Here is a 14,118-nt window from a genome sequence, read left to right as displayed (position 1 = left end):
ACCCGTGTGGTGCGGCTCAGGCCGGCTCAGGCCGCCTTGGCCTCGGGGTTGAACCGCTCGTAGAAGGTCTCCCCCTTCTCGGCCATCTCGCGCAGCAGCGGCGGGCAGGTGAAGCGCTCGCCGTATTTGGCGGTAAGCTGATCGCAACGCTCGGCCGCATAGGGCGCGCCGATGATGTCGAGCCAGCTCAGCGGGCCGCCGGACCAGGGGGCGAAGCCCCAGGCCAGGATGGCGCCGACGTCGCCTTCACGGATGTCCATCAGCACGCCTTCCTCCAGCGCGCGGACGGCTTCCAGCACCTGGGCGAACATCAGCCGCTCCTGCACCTCGATCAGATCGGGCTGCGGATCGGCCAGCGGATATTTGTCCGCCATCCCCTTCCAATAGCCCAGCCGCTTGCCGTTCTCGTCATAGTCGAAGAACCCGGCCTTGGCCTTGCGGCCCAGACGGCCATCGGCCTCCATCCAGAACACCAGATCGTCCGACGGGCTTTCCGGATAGGCATTGCCCATCGCCGCCTTGGTCGCCCGCGCGATCTTGGCGCCGAGGTCGATCGAGGTCTCGTCGGTCAGCTGGATCGGCCCCACCGGGAAGCCGAGCTGTTCGGCCGCATGGTCGATCAGCACCGGCGAGACGCCCTCGGTCACCATCCGCATCGCCTCGTTCATGTAGGGGATGATGCAGCGGTTGCAGTAGAAGAAGCGCGCGTCGTTGACGACGATCGGGGTCTTGCGGATCTGGCGCACGTAATCCAGCGCCTTGGCCACCGCGCGGTCGCCGGTTTCCTTGCCCTTGATGATCTCCACCAGCAGCATCTTTTCGACCGGCGAGAAGAAGTGGATGCCGATGAACTGCTCGGGCCGCTTGGAGGCCTTGGCGAGCCCGGTGATCGGCAGGGTCGAGGTGTTGGAGGCGAAGATGCAATCCTCGGGGATGATCGCCTCGACCTTCTGGGTCATCTCGGCCTTGACCTTCGGATCCTCGAACACCGCCTCGATGATCAGGTCGCAGCCCTTGAGCTGCTCCAGATCCGGGGTGGCGGTGATCAGCGACAGCATCGCCTCTTTCTTCTCGGCGGTGACCTTGCCGCGCTTCAGCCCCTTGTCGAGGAAGGCTTCGGTATAGGCCTTGCCCTTGTCGGCGGCGGCCTGGTCGCGGTCGATCAGCACCACCTGCATCCCCGCCTGGGCAGAGACCAGCGCGATGCCCGCGCCCATCATGCCGGCGCCCAGGACGCCCAGTTTCTTGACGGTCTGGTCGGGCACGTCCTTCGGCCGCACCGCGCCCTTCTCCAGCGCTTCCTTGTTCAGGAACAGCGACCGGATCATGGCCGAGGAGGAGGGGTTCATCAGCACATGGGTGAACCAGCGCGCCTCGATCCGAAGCGCGGTGTCGAAATCGACCAGCGCGCCTTCATAGACCGCCGACAGCAGCGCCTTGGGGGCCGGGAAGGCGCCCTTGGTCTTGCCGTGCACCAGGGCGTTTGCCCCGACGAAGGTCATGAAACCCGCCGGGTGATAGGGGGCGCCGCCCGGCATCTTGTAACCCTTGGCATCCCAGGGTTTCACCAGATCGGCATCCTTGGCGGCCAGCACCCAGGCCTTGGCGGCGGCAACCGGATCGGCGGCGATCTCGTCGATCACGCCGGCGGCCTTGGCGGCCTTGGCATCGACCATCTTGCCTTCCAGCAGGAAGGAGGAGGCGCCCATCGCCCCCAGCTTGCGCGCCATCCGGGTGGTGCCGCCGGCGCCGGGGAAGATGCCGACGAGGATTTCCGGCAGGCCGTATTTCGCCTTGGGGTTCTCGGCCACGAAGATGCGATGGCAGGCCAGCGGCAGCTCAAGCCCGATGCCTGCGGCGGTGCCGGGCAGGGCGGCGGCGATCGGCTTGCCACCCTTCTTGGTCTTGCTGTCCATGCCGGCCAGTTCGATCTTCCGCAGCAGCGCATGCATCTGCATGATGCCGTCGAACAGCCCGCGTGCCGGATCGTCGCCGGCGTCTTCCTTCATCTTGGCCAGCAGGTTCAGATCCATGCCGCCGGCAAAGGAGCCGGCCTTGCCCGAAGTGATGACGATCCCCTTGATGCTGGCATCCGCCAGCGCGTCGTCGATGCAGGCCTCCAGCTCGGCCAGGCCGGTGAAGGACATCACGTTCATCGACTTGCCCGGCACGTCCCAGGTGATGGTGGCGACGCCCTCGGCGTCTTGGGTCAGCGTAAATTCAGCCATGATCCTGTCTCCCGTTCCGACGCTCACACGCGCTCGATGATGGTGGCCGCGCCCATGCCGGACGCGATGCAAAGGGTCGCCAGACCCACTTCCTTGTCCTCGCGCTCCAGCTGGTCCAGCAGCATGCCGATGATCATCGCCCCGGTGGCGCCCAGCGGGTGACCATAGGCGATGGAACCGCCGTCGATATTGACCTTGGAGGCGTCGATATCGAAGGCCTGCATGAAGCGCAGCACGACGGCGGCAAAGGCCTCGTTCACCTCGAAAAGGTCGATGTCGGAAATCGACATGCCATTGTCCTTGAGGATCTTCTCGGTCACCGGCACCGGACCGGTCAGCATGATGGTCGGATCGGTGCCGATCTTGGCGGTGGCCTTGATGCGCGCCCGCGGCTTCAGCCCGTATTTCTCGCCGAATTCCTTGTTGCCGATCAGCACCGCGGCAGAGCCGTCGACGATGCCCGAGGAGTTGCCGGCATGGTGCACGTGGTTGATCTTTTCCAGATGCGGGTATTTCAGCAGCGCCACCTTGTCGAAGCCCGGCATCTGCTCGCCCATCATCTGGAAGGACGGCGCCAGCGCGCCCAGCGTCTGCATGTCGGTGGTGGGGCGCATGAATTCGTCGCGGTCGAGGATCACCAGACCGTTCTGGTCGCGCACCGTGATCACCGATCCGGCGAAACGGTTGGCGTCCCAGGCAGCCTTGGCGCGGCGCTGGGATTCGACCGCCAGCGCATCGACCTCTTCGCGCGAAAAGCCGTATTCGGTGGCGATGATATCGGCCGAGATGCCCTGCGGCACGAAATAGGTCTCCATCGCCAGGCTGGGATCGACCGCGATCGCGGCGCCGTCCGAGCCCATGGCGACCCGGCCCATCATTTCCACGCCACCGGCGATATAGGCCTCACCGGCGCCGCCCTTGACCTGGTTGGCGGCCAGGTTCACCGCCTCCATGCCAGAGGCGCAGAAGCGGTTGATGGCGAGCCCCGGAATGGATTGGTCGAGATCCGAGGCCAGCACGGCCGAGCGCGCCAGGCAGCCGCCCTGTTCCATCACCTGGGTGACATTGCCCCAGATCACGTCCTCGACGGCGTGACCGTCGAGATTGTTGCGCTCTTTCAGCGCGTTCAGCGTCAGGGCGGAAAGCCTGAGCGAGGTCACCTCGTGCAGGGCGCCGTCCTTGCGGCCCTTGCCACGCGGGGTGCGCAGCGCGTCATAGATATAGGCGTCTGTCATGGTCTTCTCCTTATGCGCGGTCCGACGGGTTGCCGGGCATCAGATCATAGGGGTGTTTCCAGCCGGGCTGTTCCGAAAGGCGGGTCAGCCAGGCGTCGATATGGGGCCAGTCGGCCCGGTCGAATCCGAAGGGTTCGGGATAATAGAGATAGCCGCAGCAGCTCAGATCGGCGTTGGTGATGCCGTCGCCGACGATCCAGTCGCGCCCCTTCAGATGGTCGTTCAGCACCTGATAGGCGGCCTTCAGGCGGCCTTGCGAAAAGGCGATCACATCCGCGTTGCGGTGCTGCTCGGGCAGGAAGTTCATCAGGAAGCGCGTCATCCCGGCCTGGCTGCTGAGCTTGTGGTTGTCCCAGAGCACCCAGCGCAGAACCTCGTATTTCTCGGCCTGGGTGGTGCCGCCGAACTTGCCGGATTTGTCGGTGACATAGGCTTGGATGGCCCCCGACTGGCTGAGCTTGAAATCGCCGTCCACCAGCACCGGCGCCTCACCCAGTTCGTTGACGGTCCGGCGATATTCCGGCGTGCGGGTCTCGCCGTTGAAGAAATCGACATAGACCGGCTCCCAGTCCAGCCCGCTGAGTTGCAGCGCCAGCGCCGCCTTGTAGGAATTGCCGCTTTCGCCGAAGCAATAGAGTTTGATGGTCATCCTCCCAATCCTCCCTTGGCGCCTGCGACTGCTTCCGGATGCCCGTATTTGAAACGAGAAGAAGCAGGGGGCGCGCCCTCATGGTAATCCGTTGTTAACCGCGACTCGTGTCTGCTTGCGCCGCGGTACAGGCTGCCGAGCCGATGACCGCACGAGGAGAAGCCCCGCCGTCCCGCCCGATCCGCCGCGGCGCGATTGGCGCCGGATGGCGGGGTGGACCTGAGCTGAGCCTTCTTCTCGGTGCAAATACGGCCGCCGGAGGCTCCCGAAACCGGCCATTCGCAGCCGGGTTGGCCGACCATGCGCGTTCTGCTGCACATGCGCTAGCGTTTCCTCGCGTCGAGCTCGGCGTTGAACCGCCGCAGCCGGAAGGCGAGCTCTTCGGCATCCGTCACCTGGTCGAAGTTCTCGAAGAGAAAGGACAGCGCCTCGCCCTCGTCGAGCCCGGCCTCGGCGGCGAAGGCGCGCAACCGGCGAAAGCCGTCTTCGGTCATGGCGACCGGGAAGCGGCGGGTCAGGCGGAAGCGTTTCGGCATGATCTCCTCCCAGAGGTCCGACGGGGCAGGGCGCGCCACCTGGGGCGCGCCCGACCGGGATCAGAACAGATCGGCGTCGAGGCCCATCACCGTCTCGGCACCGGTTTCGATGCGCGACAGGTGCAGCGCCGTGGCGGGCAGACGGCGCGCCATGTAATAGCGCCCGGTCAGGACTTTGGCCTTGTAGAACTCCGGATCCGAGGTGCCCTCGGCCAGGGCCGCCAGCGCCGCCTTGCCCATGCGCGCCCACATCAGCCCCAGGCAGACATGGCCGAACATATGCATGAAGTCATAGGAGCCGGCGAGCGCGTTGTTCGGGTTCTTCATGCCGTTCTGCATGAAATACATCCCCGCCGCCTGCAGGTCTTTCGACGCCTTCTTCAGCGGCTCGATGAAGTCACGGACATAGGTTTCGTCGTCGCCGGCATTCTCCTTGCAGAAGCTCTTGACCAGTTCGAAGAAGGCCATCACATGCTTGCCGCCGTCCTGGGCCAGCTTGCGGCCGACGAGGTCGAGCGCCTGCACGCCATTGGCGCCCTCGTAGATCATCGCGATGCGGGCGTCGCGGGTATATTGCGACATGCCCCATTCCTCGATGTAGCCATGGCCGCCATAGACCTGCTGCGCCTGCACCGTCATGTCATAGCCCTGATCGGTCAGGAAGCCCTTGATCACCGGGGTCAGCAGCGAGATCAGCCCATCGGCCGCCTTGTCGCCGGCGCGATGCGCCTGATCGATCAGCGTGGCGCCCCAGAAGGCGAAGGCGCGGGCGCCTTCGGTGAAGCTCTTCTGATCCATCAGGCTGCGGCGGATATCGGGGTGCACGATGATCGGATCGGCCGGGCCCGAGGGGTTCTCGGCACCGGTCACGGCGCGGCCCTGCAGCCGGTCCTTGGCGTAGATCACGGCGTTCTGATAGGCGGCATCGGCCTGCGCCAGCCCCTGCATGCCGACGCCCAGGCGGGCCTCGTTCATCATGGTGAACATGGCGCGCATGCCCTTGTGTTCCTCGCCCAGCAGATAGCCGGTGGCGCCGTCATAGTTCATCACGCAGGTGGCATTGCCGTGAATGCCCATCTTCTCTTCCAGCTTGCCGACCGAGACGCCGTTGCGCTCGCCCAGGCTGCCGTCGGCGTTCACCAGGACCTTGGGCACGATGAACAGCGACACGCCCTTGATGCCCTCGGGGCCGCCGACGATCTTGGCCAGCACCAGATGGATGATGTTGTCGGCCATGTTGTGGTCGCCGGCCGAGATGAAGATCTTCTGCCCGGAAATCTTGTAGCTGCCATCGGCCTGCGGTTCGGCCTTGGTGCGCATCATGCCCAGATCGGTGCCGCAATGCGGCTCGGTCAGGTTCATGGTGCCGGTCCATTCGCAGGCGACCATCTTGGGCAGATAGGTCTGCTTCTGGTCGTCCGAGCCATGCGCCAGGATGGCGCTGGCGGCGCCATGGGTCAGGCCCTGATACATGGTGAAGGCCTGGTTCGAGGCCGAGAACATCTCGCCCACCGCGGTGGAGACCAGATAGGGCAGGGCCTGGCCGCCGAATTCCTCGGGCATGTCGAGCCCGGGCCAGCCGCCTTCCTTCATCTTCTCGAAGGCGTCCTTGAAGCCGGTCGGCGGATAGACCACGCCGTTTTCCAGCCGGCAGCCTTCGACGTCGCCCACGGTGTTCAGCGGATGCAGCACTTCGGAGCTGATCTTGCCGGCCTCTTCCAGGATGGCGGCGGTGAAATCGCGGTCCAGATCGGCATAGCCGGGGATGTCGGAGTCGCTGACCTTGAGGACGTCATGCAGGACGAATTGCATGTCCTTGGTGGGTGCGGTGTAGCTGGGCATGTCGAGCCTCCCAAAATGTCTCGGTTTGCGTCAGGGATTTGGTCGGGGCGCGGGCAGGGCCTATTCGGCGGCCTTCCCGGTTTCGTTCATCGAGGCGATTATATGTTCGCCCCATTTGAGCTGATCCTTCAGCTCGGAAATCGCCGTGTCCAGCTCTTCGCGGCGGCGTTCCATATCGGCGAGGCGTTCGCGGGCGATCTCATAGGTGCGCGACAATTGGGTGTGCTGCTGATCGCCAATATCATAAAGATCGAGCAATTGGCGGATTTCTTCAAGGCTGAAGCCGAAGCGCTTGCCGCGCAGGATCAGTTTGAGCCGGGCGCGGTCGCGTTTGTTGAAGAGCCGCTTCTGACCGTCCCGTTTCGGAAACAGCAGCTCCTTCGATTCGTAAAAGCGCAGGGTGCGCGGCGTCACGTCGAAGGCGTCGCACATTTCGCGGATCGTCATCATCTGGTCGGTCATCCTTGGTCGTCTGCGGGCAGGGTCTTCGGTTAAACGTGCGCATTCGATGCCGGCTCTACAACATCAAGTTGACGTTTACGTAACCCGGACGTTGCGTCATTTGGATCGGTGACGTCGCATCACGGGCCCGAGCCGGGTCAGGCTGAATAGATGTCACTTTTATCTTTAGTTTATAATGCCCTGAAGGGAGGCGACAGGACTTGCAGGCGACCGGCGGAGCGGGCAGGGCAGACCCCTCCCGTCACGTTGGGGCAGGTCGGAGCGGGGGGAATGATCGACGGGCGGGGCAATGCCCTGCGCCGCTTTCGCGGTCTCTGATCGCGTCTGTTCCCGGCCGGGAAGCGGGCAGAGCAGGCGGTTTGCGAATGGGCATCGGCGGTCGCGCCGGGCAGGGCGCGGCATATGACACGCCTAACCCTTGGGCATCCGCCAAGGGAAGGCGCGTGACGTCACGTTCGTCTCAGTCCAGGGCGCGCAGGGTTTCTTCGCGCATCTTGACCAGTTCATCCAGCGCCTCGTCGAGCTGCTGTCGCTGGCTGTTCAGTTCCTTGAGCTGGCGGTCGGCCATCGCGATAAAGGCCTGCAACTGGGCACGGGTGCCCTCGTTCTCATAGATCTGCAGCCATTGCCGGATTTCTTCGAGCTGGAAGCCGTATTTGCGGCCGCGCATGATCAGGATCATGCGGGCGCGTTCGCGCGGACCATAGTACCGGGACCGCCCTTCGCGCTCCGGACTCAGCAGCTCGATATACTCGTAATAGCGCAAGGTACGCGGAGTCACATCGAACTCGGCGCACATCTCCTTGAACGATAAACGCGGATCGGACATTGCACTTTCTCCCTCGCGGCGCAACTTATGGCGGAGCCGAGGCGAGCGCAATGGCTGGGCTTGCCGGAACGGTGGGCGGCGGATCATAAAGGACAAACGACCACTATGCAGGAGGGTATCCCCTTGTCGGATCAGGTGAAAATGGCACAACAATTCATCGAGGCGCTGCCGCATGCGCGTGCGCTCGGACTGCGGCTGACCGATATCGGCAAGGGCAGCGCGACCATCGCAATGCCTTATTCCGAAGCGCTGATCGGCGACCCGGAAACCGGGGTGATCCATGGCGGCGCCGTCTCGGCGATGATGGACACCTGTTGCGGCGCCGCGGTGATGAGCCACCCGTCCTCCCCCGGGGCGACCGCGACCATCGGGCTCAGGATCGATTATATGCGCGCCGCCACCCCGGGGCAGACGGTGACCACCACCGCCACCTGCTATCACGTCACCCGCAATGTCGCCTTCGTCCGCGCGGTCACCATGGACGAGGATCCCGATCGCCCCGTCGCCACCGCCGCCGGCAGCTTTACCGTGGAGTCCCGCTGATGGCCCGTCCCCGTCCCGAACCGATCCAGGTTGTCAAGCAACGCCGCGACGCCGCCCTCAATGCGCTGGTCGAGGCCGTTCCTTATATCGGTTTTCTCGGCATCACCTTCGACCGCCGCGGCGACGAGCTGACGGCAGTTCTGAACTATGATGAAAAGCTGATCGGCAACCCGCTGCTGCCGGCGTTGCACGGCGGCGCCACCGCCGCCTTTCTCGAGGTGACGGCGATCATTACCCTCGGCTGGTCGCAGCTCTGGCCGCGGATCGAAAGCGGCGAGTTTGATGCCAATGTGCTGACCGCCGGCAAGCTGCCGCGGTTGCCCAAGACCATCGACATGTCGGTCGATTACCTGCGGTCCGGCCTGCCGCGCGATGCCTATGCCCGGGCCAAGATCAGCCGCTCGGGCCGGCGCTATGCCTCGGTCCATGTGATGGCCTGGCAGGATCACCACGACAAGATCTTCGCCCAGGCGACCGGCCATTTCCTGATGCCGCAGGCCCCGGTCGTGAGCCCGGTCGAGTGAGCGGCGCCACCACCGCACCGATGGGGACGATCACCAACGGGCGCATCCTCAAGATCGCCCTGCCGATCGTGCTGTCGAATGTCACCGTGCCGATCCTCGGCGCGGTGGATACTGCGGTGGTGGGGCAATTGGGCCTGGCCGCGCCGATCGGCGCGGTGGGGCTGGGGGCGATCATCCTGTCGTCGATCTATTGGATCTTCGGCTTTCTGCGCATGGGCACCGTCGGGCTGACCAGCCAGGCGCTGGGCGCGGGGGAGCGGGGCGAGGTCGCGGCGCTGCTGTCGCGGGGGCTGCTGATCGGGCTTGTCGCCGGTCTGGCGCTGATCGCGCTGCAGGCGCCGATCTTCTGGGCCGCCTTTCACCTCGCGCCCGGCAGTGGCGAGGTCGAGGCGCTGACCGCCGGCTATCTGCGGCTGCGCATCTGGTCGGCGCCGGCGGCGATCGCGATCTATGGCATCACCGGCTGGCTGATCGCGCAGGAGCGCACCCGCGCGGTGCTGGTGCTGCAGCTCTGGATGAATGGGCTCAACGTGGTTCTCGATCTCTTCTTCGTGCTCAGCCTTGGCTGGGGCGTCGAAGGGGTGGCCTTCGCCACATTCCTGGCCGAATGGAGCGGGCTGGCGCTGGGGCTCTGGCTCTGTCGCGGCGCGTTCCGGGCGGCCGACTGGCGCAATCCGGCGCTGGTCTTTGACCGGGCGCGGCTGCGCCACATGCTCTCGGTCAATACCGATATCCTGATCCGCTCGCTGCTGTTGCAGGCGATGTTCGTGGGCTTCCTCTTCATCGGGGCGGGTTTTGGCGATGTGACGCTGGCCGCCAATCAGGTGCTGATGCAATTCCTCACCTTCTCCGCCTTCGCGCTCGACGGCTTCGCCTTCACCGCCGAGACGCTGGTGGGCCAGGCGATGGGGGCGCGGGCCCGCGACCGGCTGCGCGAAGCGGCGGTGAAAAGCAGCGCCTGGGGCATCGTGATCGTCGCCGTGCTGGCGCTGGTCTTCGCGGTCTTCGGCGGCGCCATCATCGACCTGATGACCACCGCGCCCGAGGTGCGTGCCCGCGCCCGCGATTTCCTGCCCTATCTGGTGATCGCCCCGGTGGCCGGGGTGGGCGCCTTCATGCTGGACGGCATCTTCATCGGCGCCACTGCCACCCGCGACATGCGCAACATGATGGCGGTCAGCTTCGCGATCTATGCGCTTGCGGTCGCGGCGCTGGTGCCGCTTTGGGCCAATCACGGGCTCTGGCTGGCGCTGCTGATCGCCTTCGTCGCGCGGGGGATCACCCTCGGCCTGCGCTATCCCGGGCTCGAGGCGCGGGCGGCCGGGTAACGCCGCCCGGGTTTTCTGCCGGACCGGCCGATGCGGCCCGGCAGAGGGCGGTCAGCTCAGGTACTGGAACCGCGTTTCCTCGCCATGCCGGAAGCAGGCCTTGGAAAAGACCCGGTCCGGAACCGGATTGGGCAGGCGCAGATCGTCGATCCCCGGCACCGGGCTGCTTTCGGGATCAAAGTTGCGGTCGATCTGCGAAATGAAGCCGAGAATGACACCGCGACCCCGGGCGAACGCCCGCAAGCTGCGCATCTGGTCGGAGAGCGGCGGCTTGCTGCGCTGCTGGTCGAGGATCTGCAGATAATCAATCACCGCAACCGTGCCGCGTGGCGCCTGCGCCAGATATCGGGCGATGTAATCGGCGCTGATCTCTTCCGCCGTCACGATCTCCGGCATGGTGGCCGAGGTGTCCGCCAGTGCCTGCAGGCGTTCGATCACCTGGCGTTCGGTGTAATCCAGCGTGAAGAACACGGCGCGCCGACCCTCTGCGGCGGCATCGAGCACGAGCTGCAGGCCCAGGCGCGTCTTGCCCTGTCCTGGCCGTGCCGCGATCAGTAGCATGTCGCCATCGGCGAGATTGCGCAGCAGGGGTGTTTCGCGCCGGCCGGTCGCAAGGTGCCGGGACAGCAGACTCCAGCCGGCGAAGCCCTCGTCGCGCGCGATGCGATCCTGGGCTTGATGCAGGGGGATTTTCTCGTTTCGCGCCAGCATCTTGGCGCGTCTTTTCAAGTGATAGACCGGTGCGGACAGTCGCATCGCGGAACCTCCATTCCGAGCCGGAAACGCAACCCCTCCTTATGCGAGCGCTCGAACAGATGGTTCGATGATCTTCGGAACCCCGTATGTGCGATACTTCCCCGAACGGAGGGGGGAGGCGCGGGCCAAGCCTGAGATCAAGACTATCGTGCCTCTCGGAACGGGGCAAGCGCGATGGCGGGCAGGCGGGCCCCGGTGCCTCGCGCGTCTTCTGTGGGCGAGGCTGCAACTTCGGCGGTTTCCTTCCCTGATCCTAGCCGCTAGAAACGGATCGTTTGCGCGGCGAAGGGGAGAGGCTGACATGTATTTTCGCCAGATCGGCGGGCGCTTCTATCGGATCGTCGCTGCCGATCGCGCCGATCGGGCGCTCAGCCCCGCGCTCAGCCCCGAGGGGCGGTTTCACCATGACGGCCAACCGGCGCTCTACATGTCCTCGCGGCCGGACTGGGCGGAACATGCGATCAAGACCTATGTCCGCGACGATGATCCGCCCCGGGTGATCTGCGAGCTGGAGATCGCCTGTGCCAAGGTGCTGGACCTGCGCGATGCCGACCAATGCGTCGCCTGGGGCGCCGACCCGCGCCTTGCCGCCGTGCCCTGGCTGCCCGAACGCGCCGCGGGGCTGGCGGCGACCACATGGGGCCTGTCGGATCTCGCCCGCGACCAGACTGCCGACGGCATGATCTACACCGCGCGGACAGAGCCCACGCGCTGGCATCTGGTGCTGTTCGACTGGTCCCATCCCTCCGTCGCCGCCCGATTGACCGGGCGCCGGTTGGCCTATCCGCTGGCCTCCGGCGGCCCTGCGCTCCACGGCCGCTTTCCATTGCCCTTCCGTTGCGCTAGCCAATGATCCGGGCAATCGAGCAGTCGAAAGGATAGGCAGGATGATCCCCGTGCGTGGAGTCGATGGCGTCAAGATCGCCGTTCTGGGATTGGGCCGGTCGGGGCTGGCGGCGGCGCGCGCCCTGCGCGCCGGGGGGGCAGAGCCGATCTGCTGGGACGATAACCCGATCACCCGTGACAAGGCCGAGGCCGAGGGCTTCTCCTGCACCGATCTGTCCCGCCAGGGTGCCTTCGACGATGTGGCGGCGCTGATCGTCTCGCCCGGCATCCCGCATCTCTATCCCCGTCCCAACCCGGTGGTTCTGGCGGCGCTTGAGGCCGGCGTGCCGGTCGACAACGATATCGGGCTGTTCTTCCGCTCTCTCGCGACGCCGGAATGGGACAATTACGACACCCCGCCGCGGGTGGTGGCGGTGACCGGATCGAACGGGAAATCCACCACCTCCGCCCTGATCCACCACATCCTGACCGAGGCAGGGCGGTCGTCGCAACTGGCCGGCAATATCGGACGCGGCGTTCTCGATCTCGACCCGCCGGAGGATGGCGGCGTGGTGGTGCTGGAACTGTCCAGCTATCAGACCGATCTGGCGCGGGCGCTGACCCCCGATGTGGCGGTCTTCACCAATCTCTCGCCTGATCACCTCGATCGGCACGCGGGGCTGGGGGGCTATTTCGCCGCCAAGCGCCGGCTGTTCGCCGAGGGCGGTCCGGATCGCGCGGTGATCGGTGTGGACGAGCCCGAGGGGCTGTTCCTGGCCGATCAGATGGGCGAGGGGGCGGCGGACGATCGGGTGATCCGCGTCTCGGTCGCGCGCAAGCTGACCGGGCCGGGCTGGCAAGTCTTCGCCCGCAAGGGGTTCCTGTCGGAATATCGCAAGGGCCGGCAGGTGGCCTCGATCGACCTGCGCGCGGTCAAGGGGCTGCCGGGGTCGCACAACCATCAGAACGCCTGCGCCGCCTATGCGGTGGCGCGCACCCTGGGCCTGTCGCCCAAGGTGATCGAAGAGGCGCTGCACTCCTATCCCGGCCTGCCGCACCGCAGCCAGGTGATCGCCGAGGCCGGCGGGGTGACCTACGTCAACGATTCCAAGGCCACCAATGTCGACAGCGCCGCCAAGGCCCTGGGCGCCTTCGCCCGCATTCGCTGGATCTGCGGCGGGCTTGAGAAGGAAGGCGGCCTCGGCCCGCTGCTGCCGGCCACCGGATCGGTCACCAAGGCCTATGTCATCGGACGGGAGGCTGCGAATTTCGCCATGCAGTTGAATGTCGAGGCCGAGGTCTGCACCACCATGGCCCGCGCGGTCGAGCGCGCGATGGCGGAGGCCGAGGCCGGCGACACCGTCCTTCTGGCCCCGGCGGCGGCAAGCTTCGACCAATACGACAGCTTCGAGCGGCGCGGCGAGGATTTCGTGGCCGAGGTCACGGCGCGGCTGGGAGAGTGAGGGAGGCTGGCGGAGAGCGGGCCTTCGCCGTGCCGAGCCCGAAGGTCTGCTATGCGGGACGGAGAGGTCTTTCGTTGCGAATGCGCCAAGGTCAGCTGTCAGAAACAGCCATGCCAAAAACGGTCGTTTGCGCCGGTGACAGAAACGTATGAGTTTTGGCACATGCTGCGCTGCGAAGAAGGTTCAGAACGAGGCTATCAGCGACAGTTACGTGACAGTCGATCCGCTTCGACGTCGGTACGCAGTATGACCTCTATTTCCTCCAAAGCTGCCACCAACGCGGTCGGCTTGAGGTTGCACCCGGGGCCAAACCTCGAGGAACTTTGTGCCGCGGGCAAAAACCCGAAAGCCTGTTGTCCGGAGTTCTCGTCCAATATGACCGCTTAACATATGGTCGCGCGCCATCTGTTGGGTAGAACTTTTCTTGCAGATACCGCCGCTCGTCTTCGGATAGCTCACGAACCGATCCATCGTCTTCTACATAGACGTAGGGGTAAGGGCTACTGTGAGCCTCCACATCAGAAACGACTGCATACTCAAGTTTTCCAGTCACCAGGCAAAATTTCTGATAGAAGGCAACACCGCGCGACTCCGTCCCAATAGATCAAAGCCAACTAAGCCGAAACGCATTTTCTTTCTCGCCCCAAATCCGGCGCCCACTCCGTCCGCACACCGGACAAATACCCCATGCCAATACCCACGCACCATAAACGATCGTACTTGTCAAAAGATGTCAAATCCCAGAAATTGCTGAAAACCCTGGTGCCACAAGCGCTTTGCAAAACTCAGCTTAACTTTGTCACGTTTTTGACCGCCCCACCACACCGGACATTCATGTAGATCGCAGCATTCGGTAAAATGGGCTCGCAGCAGACGTACGCCGCGCAAATCACGAGTG

Annotated in this window: 13 protein-coding genes; 5 read left to right on the top strand and 8 right to left on the bottom strand. The window is 65.0% G+C overall.

Annotated features, from left to right (window positions below):
- Positions 1 to 26 precede the first annotated feature (26 nt).
- From ACN0V4_RS19135 to ACN0V4_RS19105, 7 genes are all read right to left on the bottom strand, one after another.
- Positions 27 to 2,228, bottom strand: coding sequence for a 3-hydroxyacyl-CoA dehydrogenase NAD-binding domain-containing protein (locus ACN0V4_RS19135; RefSeq protein WP_417679090.1), 2,202 nt, complete (start codon positions 2,226 to 2,228; stop codon positions 27 to 29).
- A gap of 23 nt (positions 2,229 to 2,251) precedes the next feature.
- On the bottom strand, positions 2,252 to 3,463 hold the full coding sequence (locus ACN0V4_RS19130; RefSeq protein ID WP_417679088.1) for an acetyl-CoA C-acetyltransferase: 1,212 nt from the start codon (positions 3,461 to 3,463) through the stop codon (positions 2,252 to 2,254).
- A gap of 10 nt (positions 3,464 to 3,473) precedes the next feature.
- Positions 3,474 to 4,112: a glutathione S-transferase family protein gene (locus ACN0V4_RS19125; protein ID WP_417679086.1), complete on the bottom strand. Its 639-nt coding sequence runs from the start codon at positions 4,110 to 4,112 to the stop codon at positions 3,474 to 3,476.
- Between the two features lie 323 nt (positions 4,113 to 4,435).
- On the bottom strand, positions 4,436 to 4,648 hold the full coding sequence (locus ACN0V4_RS19120) for a hypothetical protein (protein WP_417679084.1): 213 nt from the start codon (positions 4,646 to 4,648) through the stop codon (positions 4,436 to 4,438).
- A 60-nt stretch (positions 4,649 to 4,708) separates the two neighbouring features.
- A complete protein-coding gene (locus tag ACN0V4_RS19115; protein ID WP_417679082.1) occupies positions 4,709 to 6,490 on the bottom strand; it encodes an acyl-CoA dehydrogenase C-terminal domain-containing protein in 1,782 nt (593 codons plus the stop codon).
- 60 nt (positions 6,491 to 6,550) lie between these two features.
- Positions 6,551 to 6,952, bottom strand: coding sequence for a MerR family transcriptional regulator (locus ACN0V4_RS19110; RefSeq protein ID WP_417679080.1), 402 nt, complete (start codon positions 6,950 to 6,952; stop codon positions 6,551 to 6,553).
- Positions 6,953 to 7,412: 460 nt separating this feature from the next.
- Complete coding sequence (locus tag ACN0V4_RS19105; RefSeq protein ID WP_417679078.1) at positions 7,413 to 7,781, bottom strand: MerR family transcriptional regulator; 369 nt, start codon at positions 7,779 to 7,781, stop codon at positions 7,413 to 7,415.
- Between the two features lie 141 nt (positions 7,782 to 7,922).
- Between ACN0V4_RS19105 and ACN0V4_RS19100 the strand changes: the two genes are divergently transcribed.
- Genes ACN0V4_RS19100 through ACN0V4_RS19090 form a run of 3 tightly spaced genes read left to right on the top strand, consistent with a single transcriptional unit; the run spans position 7,923 to position 10,176 of the window.
- Positions 7,923 to 8,324, top strand: a complete 402-nt coding sequence (locus ACN0V4_RS19100) for a PaaI family thioesterase (protein WP_417679076.1) — start codon at positions 7,923 to 7,925, stop codon at positions 8,322 to 8,324.
- Entirely contained in the window at positions 8,324 to 8,848 is a 525-nt protein-coding gene (locus ACN0V4_RS19095) for a PaaI family thioesterase (protein WP_417679074.1), read from the top strand. The genes ACN0V4_RS19100 and ACN0V4_RS19095 overlap by 1 nt, the downstream gene beginning before the upstream one ends.
- 20 nt (positions 8,849 to 8,868) lie before the next feature.
- Complete coding sequence (locus tag ACN0V4_RS19090) at positions 8,869 to 10,176, top strand: MATE family efflux transporter (protein WP_417679193.1); 1,308 nt, start codon at positions 8,869 to 8,871, stop codon at positions 10,174 to 10,176.
- Between the two features lie 51 nt (positions 10,177 to 10,227).
- Here the strand turns inward: ACN0V4_RS19090 and ACN0V4_RS19085 are convergent, their stop codons facing one another.
- Positions 10,228 to 10,932 carry a DNA helicase gene (locus ACN0V4_RS19085; protein WP_417679072.1) on the bottom strand — a complete coding sequence of 235 codons (705 nt, stop codon included), beginning with the start codon at positions 10,930 to 10,932 and terminating at the stop codon, positions 10,228 to 10,230.
- Positions 10,933 to 11,233: 301 nt separating this feature from the next.
- Between ACN0V4_RS19085 and ACN0V4_RS19080 the strand changes: the two genes are divergently transcribed.
- Both ACN0V4_RS19080 and murD read left to right on the top strand, forming a co-directional pair.
- Positions 11,234 to 11,785, top strand: coding sequence for an RES family NAD+ phosphorylase (locus ACN0V4_RS19080; RefSeq protein WP_417679070.1), 552 nt, complete (start codon positions 11,234 to 11,236; stop codon positions 11,783 to 11,785).
- A 34-nt stretch (positions 11,786 to 11,819) separates the two neighbouring features.
- Complete coding sequence (murD, locus tag ACN0V4_RS19075) at positions 11,820 to 13,220, top strand: UDP-N-acetylmuramoyl-L-alanine--D-glutamate ligase (RefSeq protein WP_417679068.1); 1,401 nt, start codon at positions 11,820 to 11,822, stop codon at positions 13,218 to 13,220.
- Positions 13,221 to 14,118: the final 898 nt, after the last annotated feature.

Source organism: Pseudodonghicola sp. (assembly GCF_048268305.1).
Taxonomy (GTDB): domain Bacteria; phylum Pseudomonadota; class Alphaproteobacteria; order Rhodobacterales; family Rhodobacteraceae; genus Pseudodonghicola.
Note: the sequence above shows the minus strand (reverse complement) of the source record. Positions and strands in the feature narration are given on the sequence as shown.

Coding starts and splice junctions, on each gene's coding strand:
- ACN0V4_RS19135 (WP_417679090.1), bottom strand. CDS start 2,228: ATGGCTGAATTTACGCTGACCCAAGACGCCGAGGGCGTCGCCACCATC.
- ACN0V4_RS19130 (WP_417679088.1), bottom strand. CDS start 3,463: ATGACAGACGCCTATATCTATGACGCGCTGCGCACCCCGCGTGGCAAG.
- ACN0V4_RS19125 (WP_417679086.1), bottom strand. CDS start 4,112: ATGACCATCAAACTCTATTGCTTCGGCGAAAGCGGCAATTCCTACAAG.
- ACN0V4_RS19120 (WP_417679084.1), bottom strand. CDS start 4,648: ATGCCGAAACGCTTCCGCCTGACCCGCCGCTTCCCGGTCGCCATGACC.
- ACN0V4_RS19115 (WP_417679082.1), bottom strand. CDS start 6,490: ATGCCCAGCTACACCGCACCCACCAAGGACATGCAATTCGTCCTGCAT.
- ACN0V4_RS19110 (WP_417679080.1), bottom strand. CDS start 6,952: ATGACCGACCAGATGATGACGATCCGCGAAATGTGCGACGCCTTCGAC.
- ACN0V4_RS19105 (WP_417679078.1), bottom strand. CDS start 7,781: ATGTCCGATCCGCGTTTATCGTTCAAGGAGATGTGCGCCGAGTTCGAT.
- ACN0V4_RS19100 (WP_417679076.1), top strand. CDS start 7,923: ATGGCACAACAATTCATCGAGGCGCTGCCGCATGCGCGTGCGCTCGGA.
- ACN0V4_RS19095 (WP_417679074.1), top strand. CDS start 8,324: ATGGCCCGTCCCCGTCCCGAACCGATCCAGGTTGTCAAGCAACGCCGC.
- ACN0V4_RS19090 (WP_417679193.1), top strand. CDS start 8,869: ATGGGGACGATCACCAACGGGCGCATCCTCAAGATCGCCCTGCCGATC.
- ACN0V4_RS19085 (WP_417679072.1), bottom strand. CDS start 10,932: ATGCGACTGTCCGCACCGGTCTATCACTTGAAAAGACGCGCCAAGATG.
- ACN0V4_RS19080 (WP_417679070.1), top strand. CDS start 11,234: ATGTATTTTCGCCAGATCGGCGGGCGCTTCTATCGGATCGTCGCTGCC.
- murD (WP_417679068.1), top strand. CDS start 11,820: ATGATCCCCGTGCGTGGAGTCGATGGCGTCAAGATCGCCGTTCTGGGA.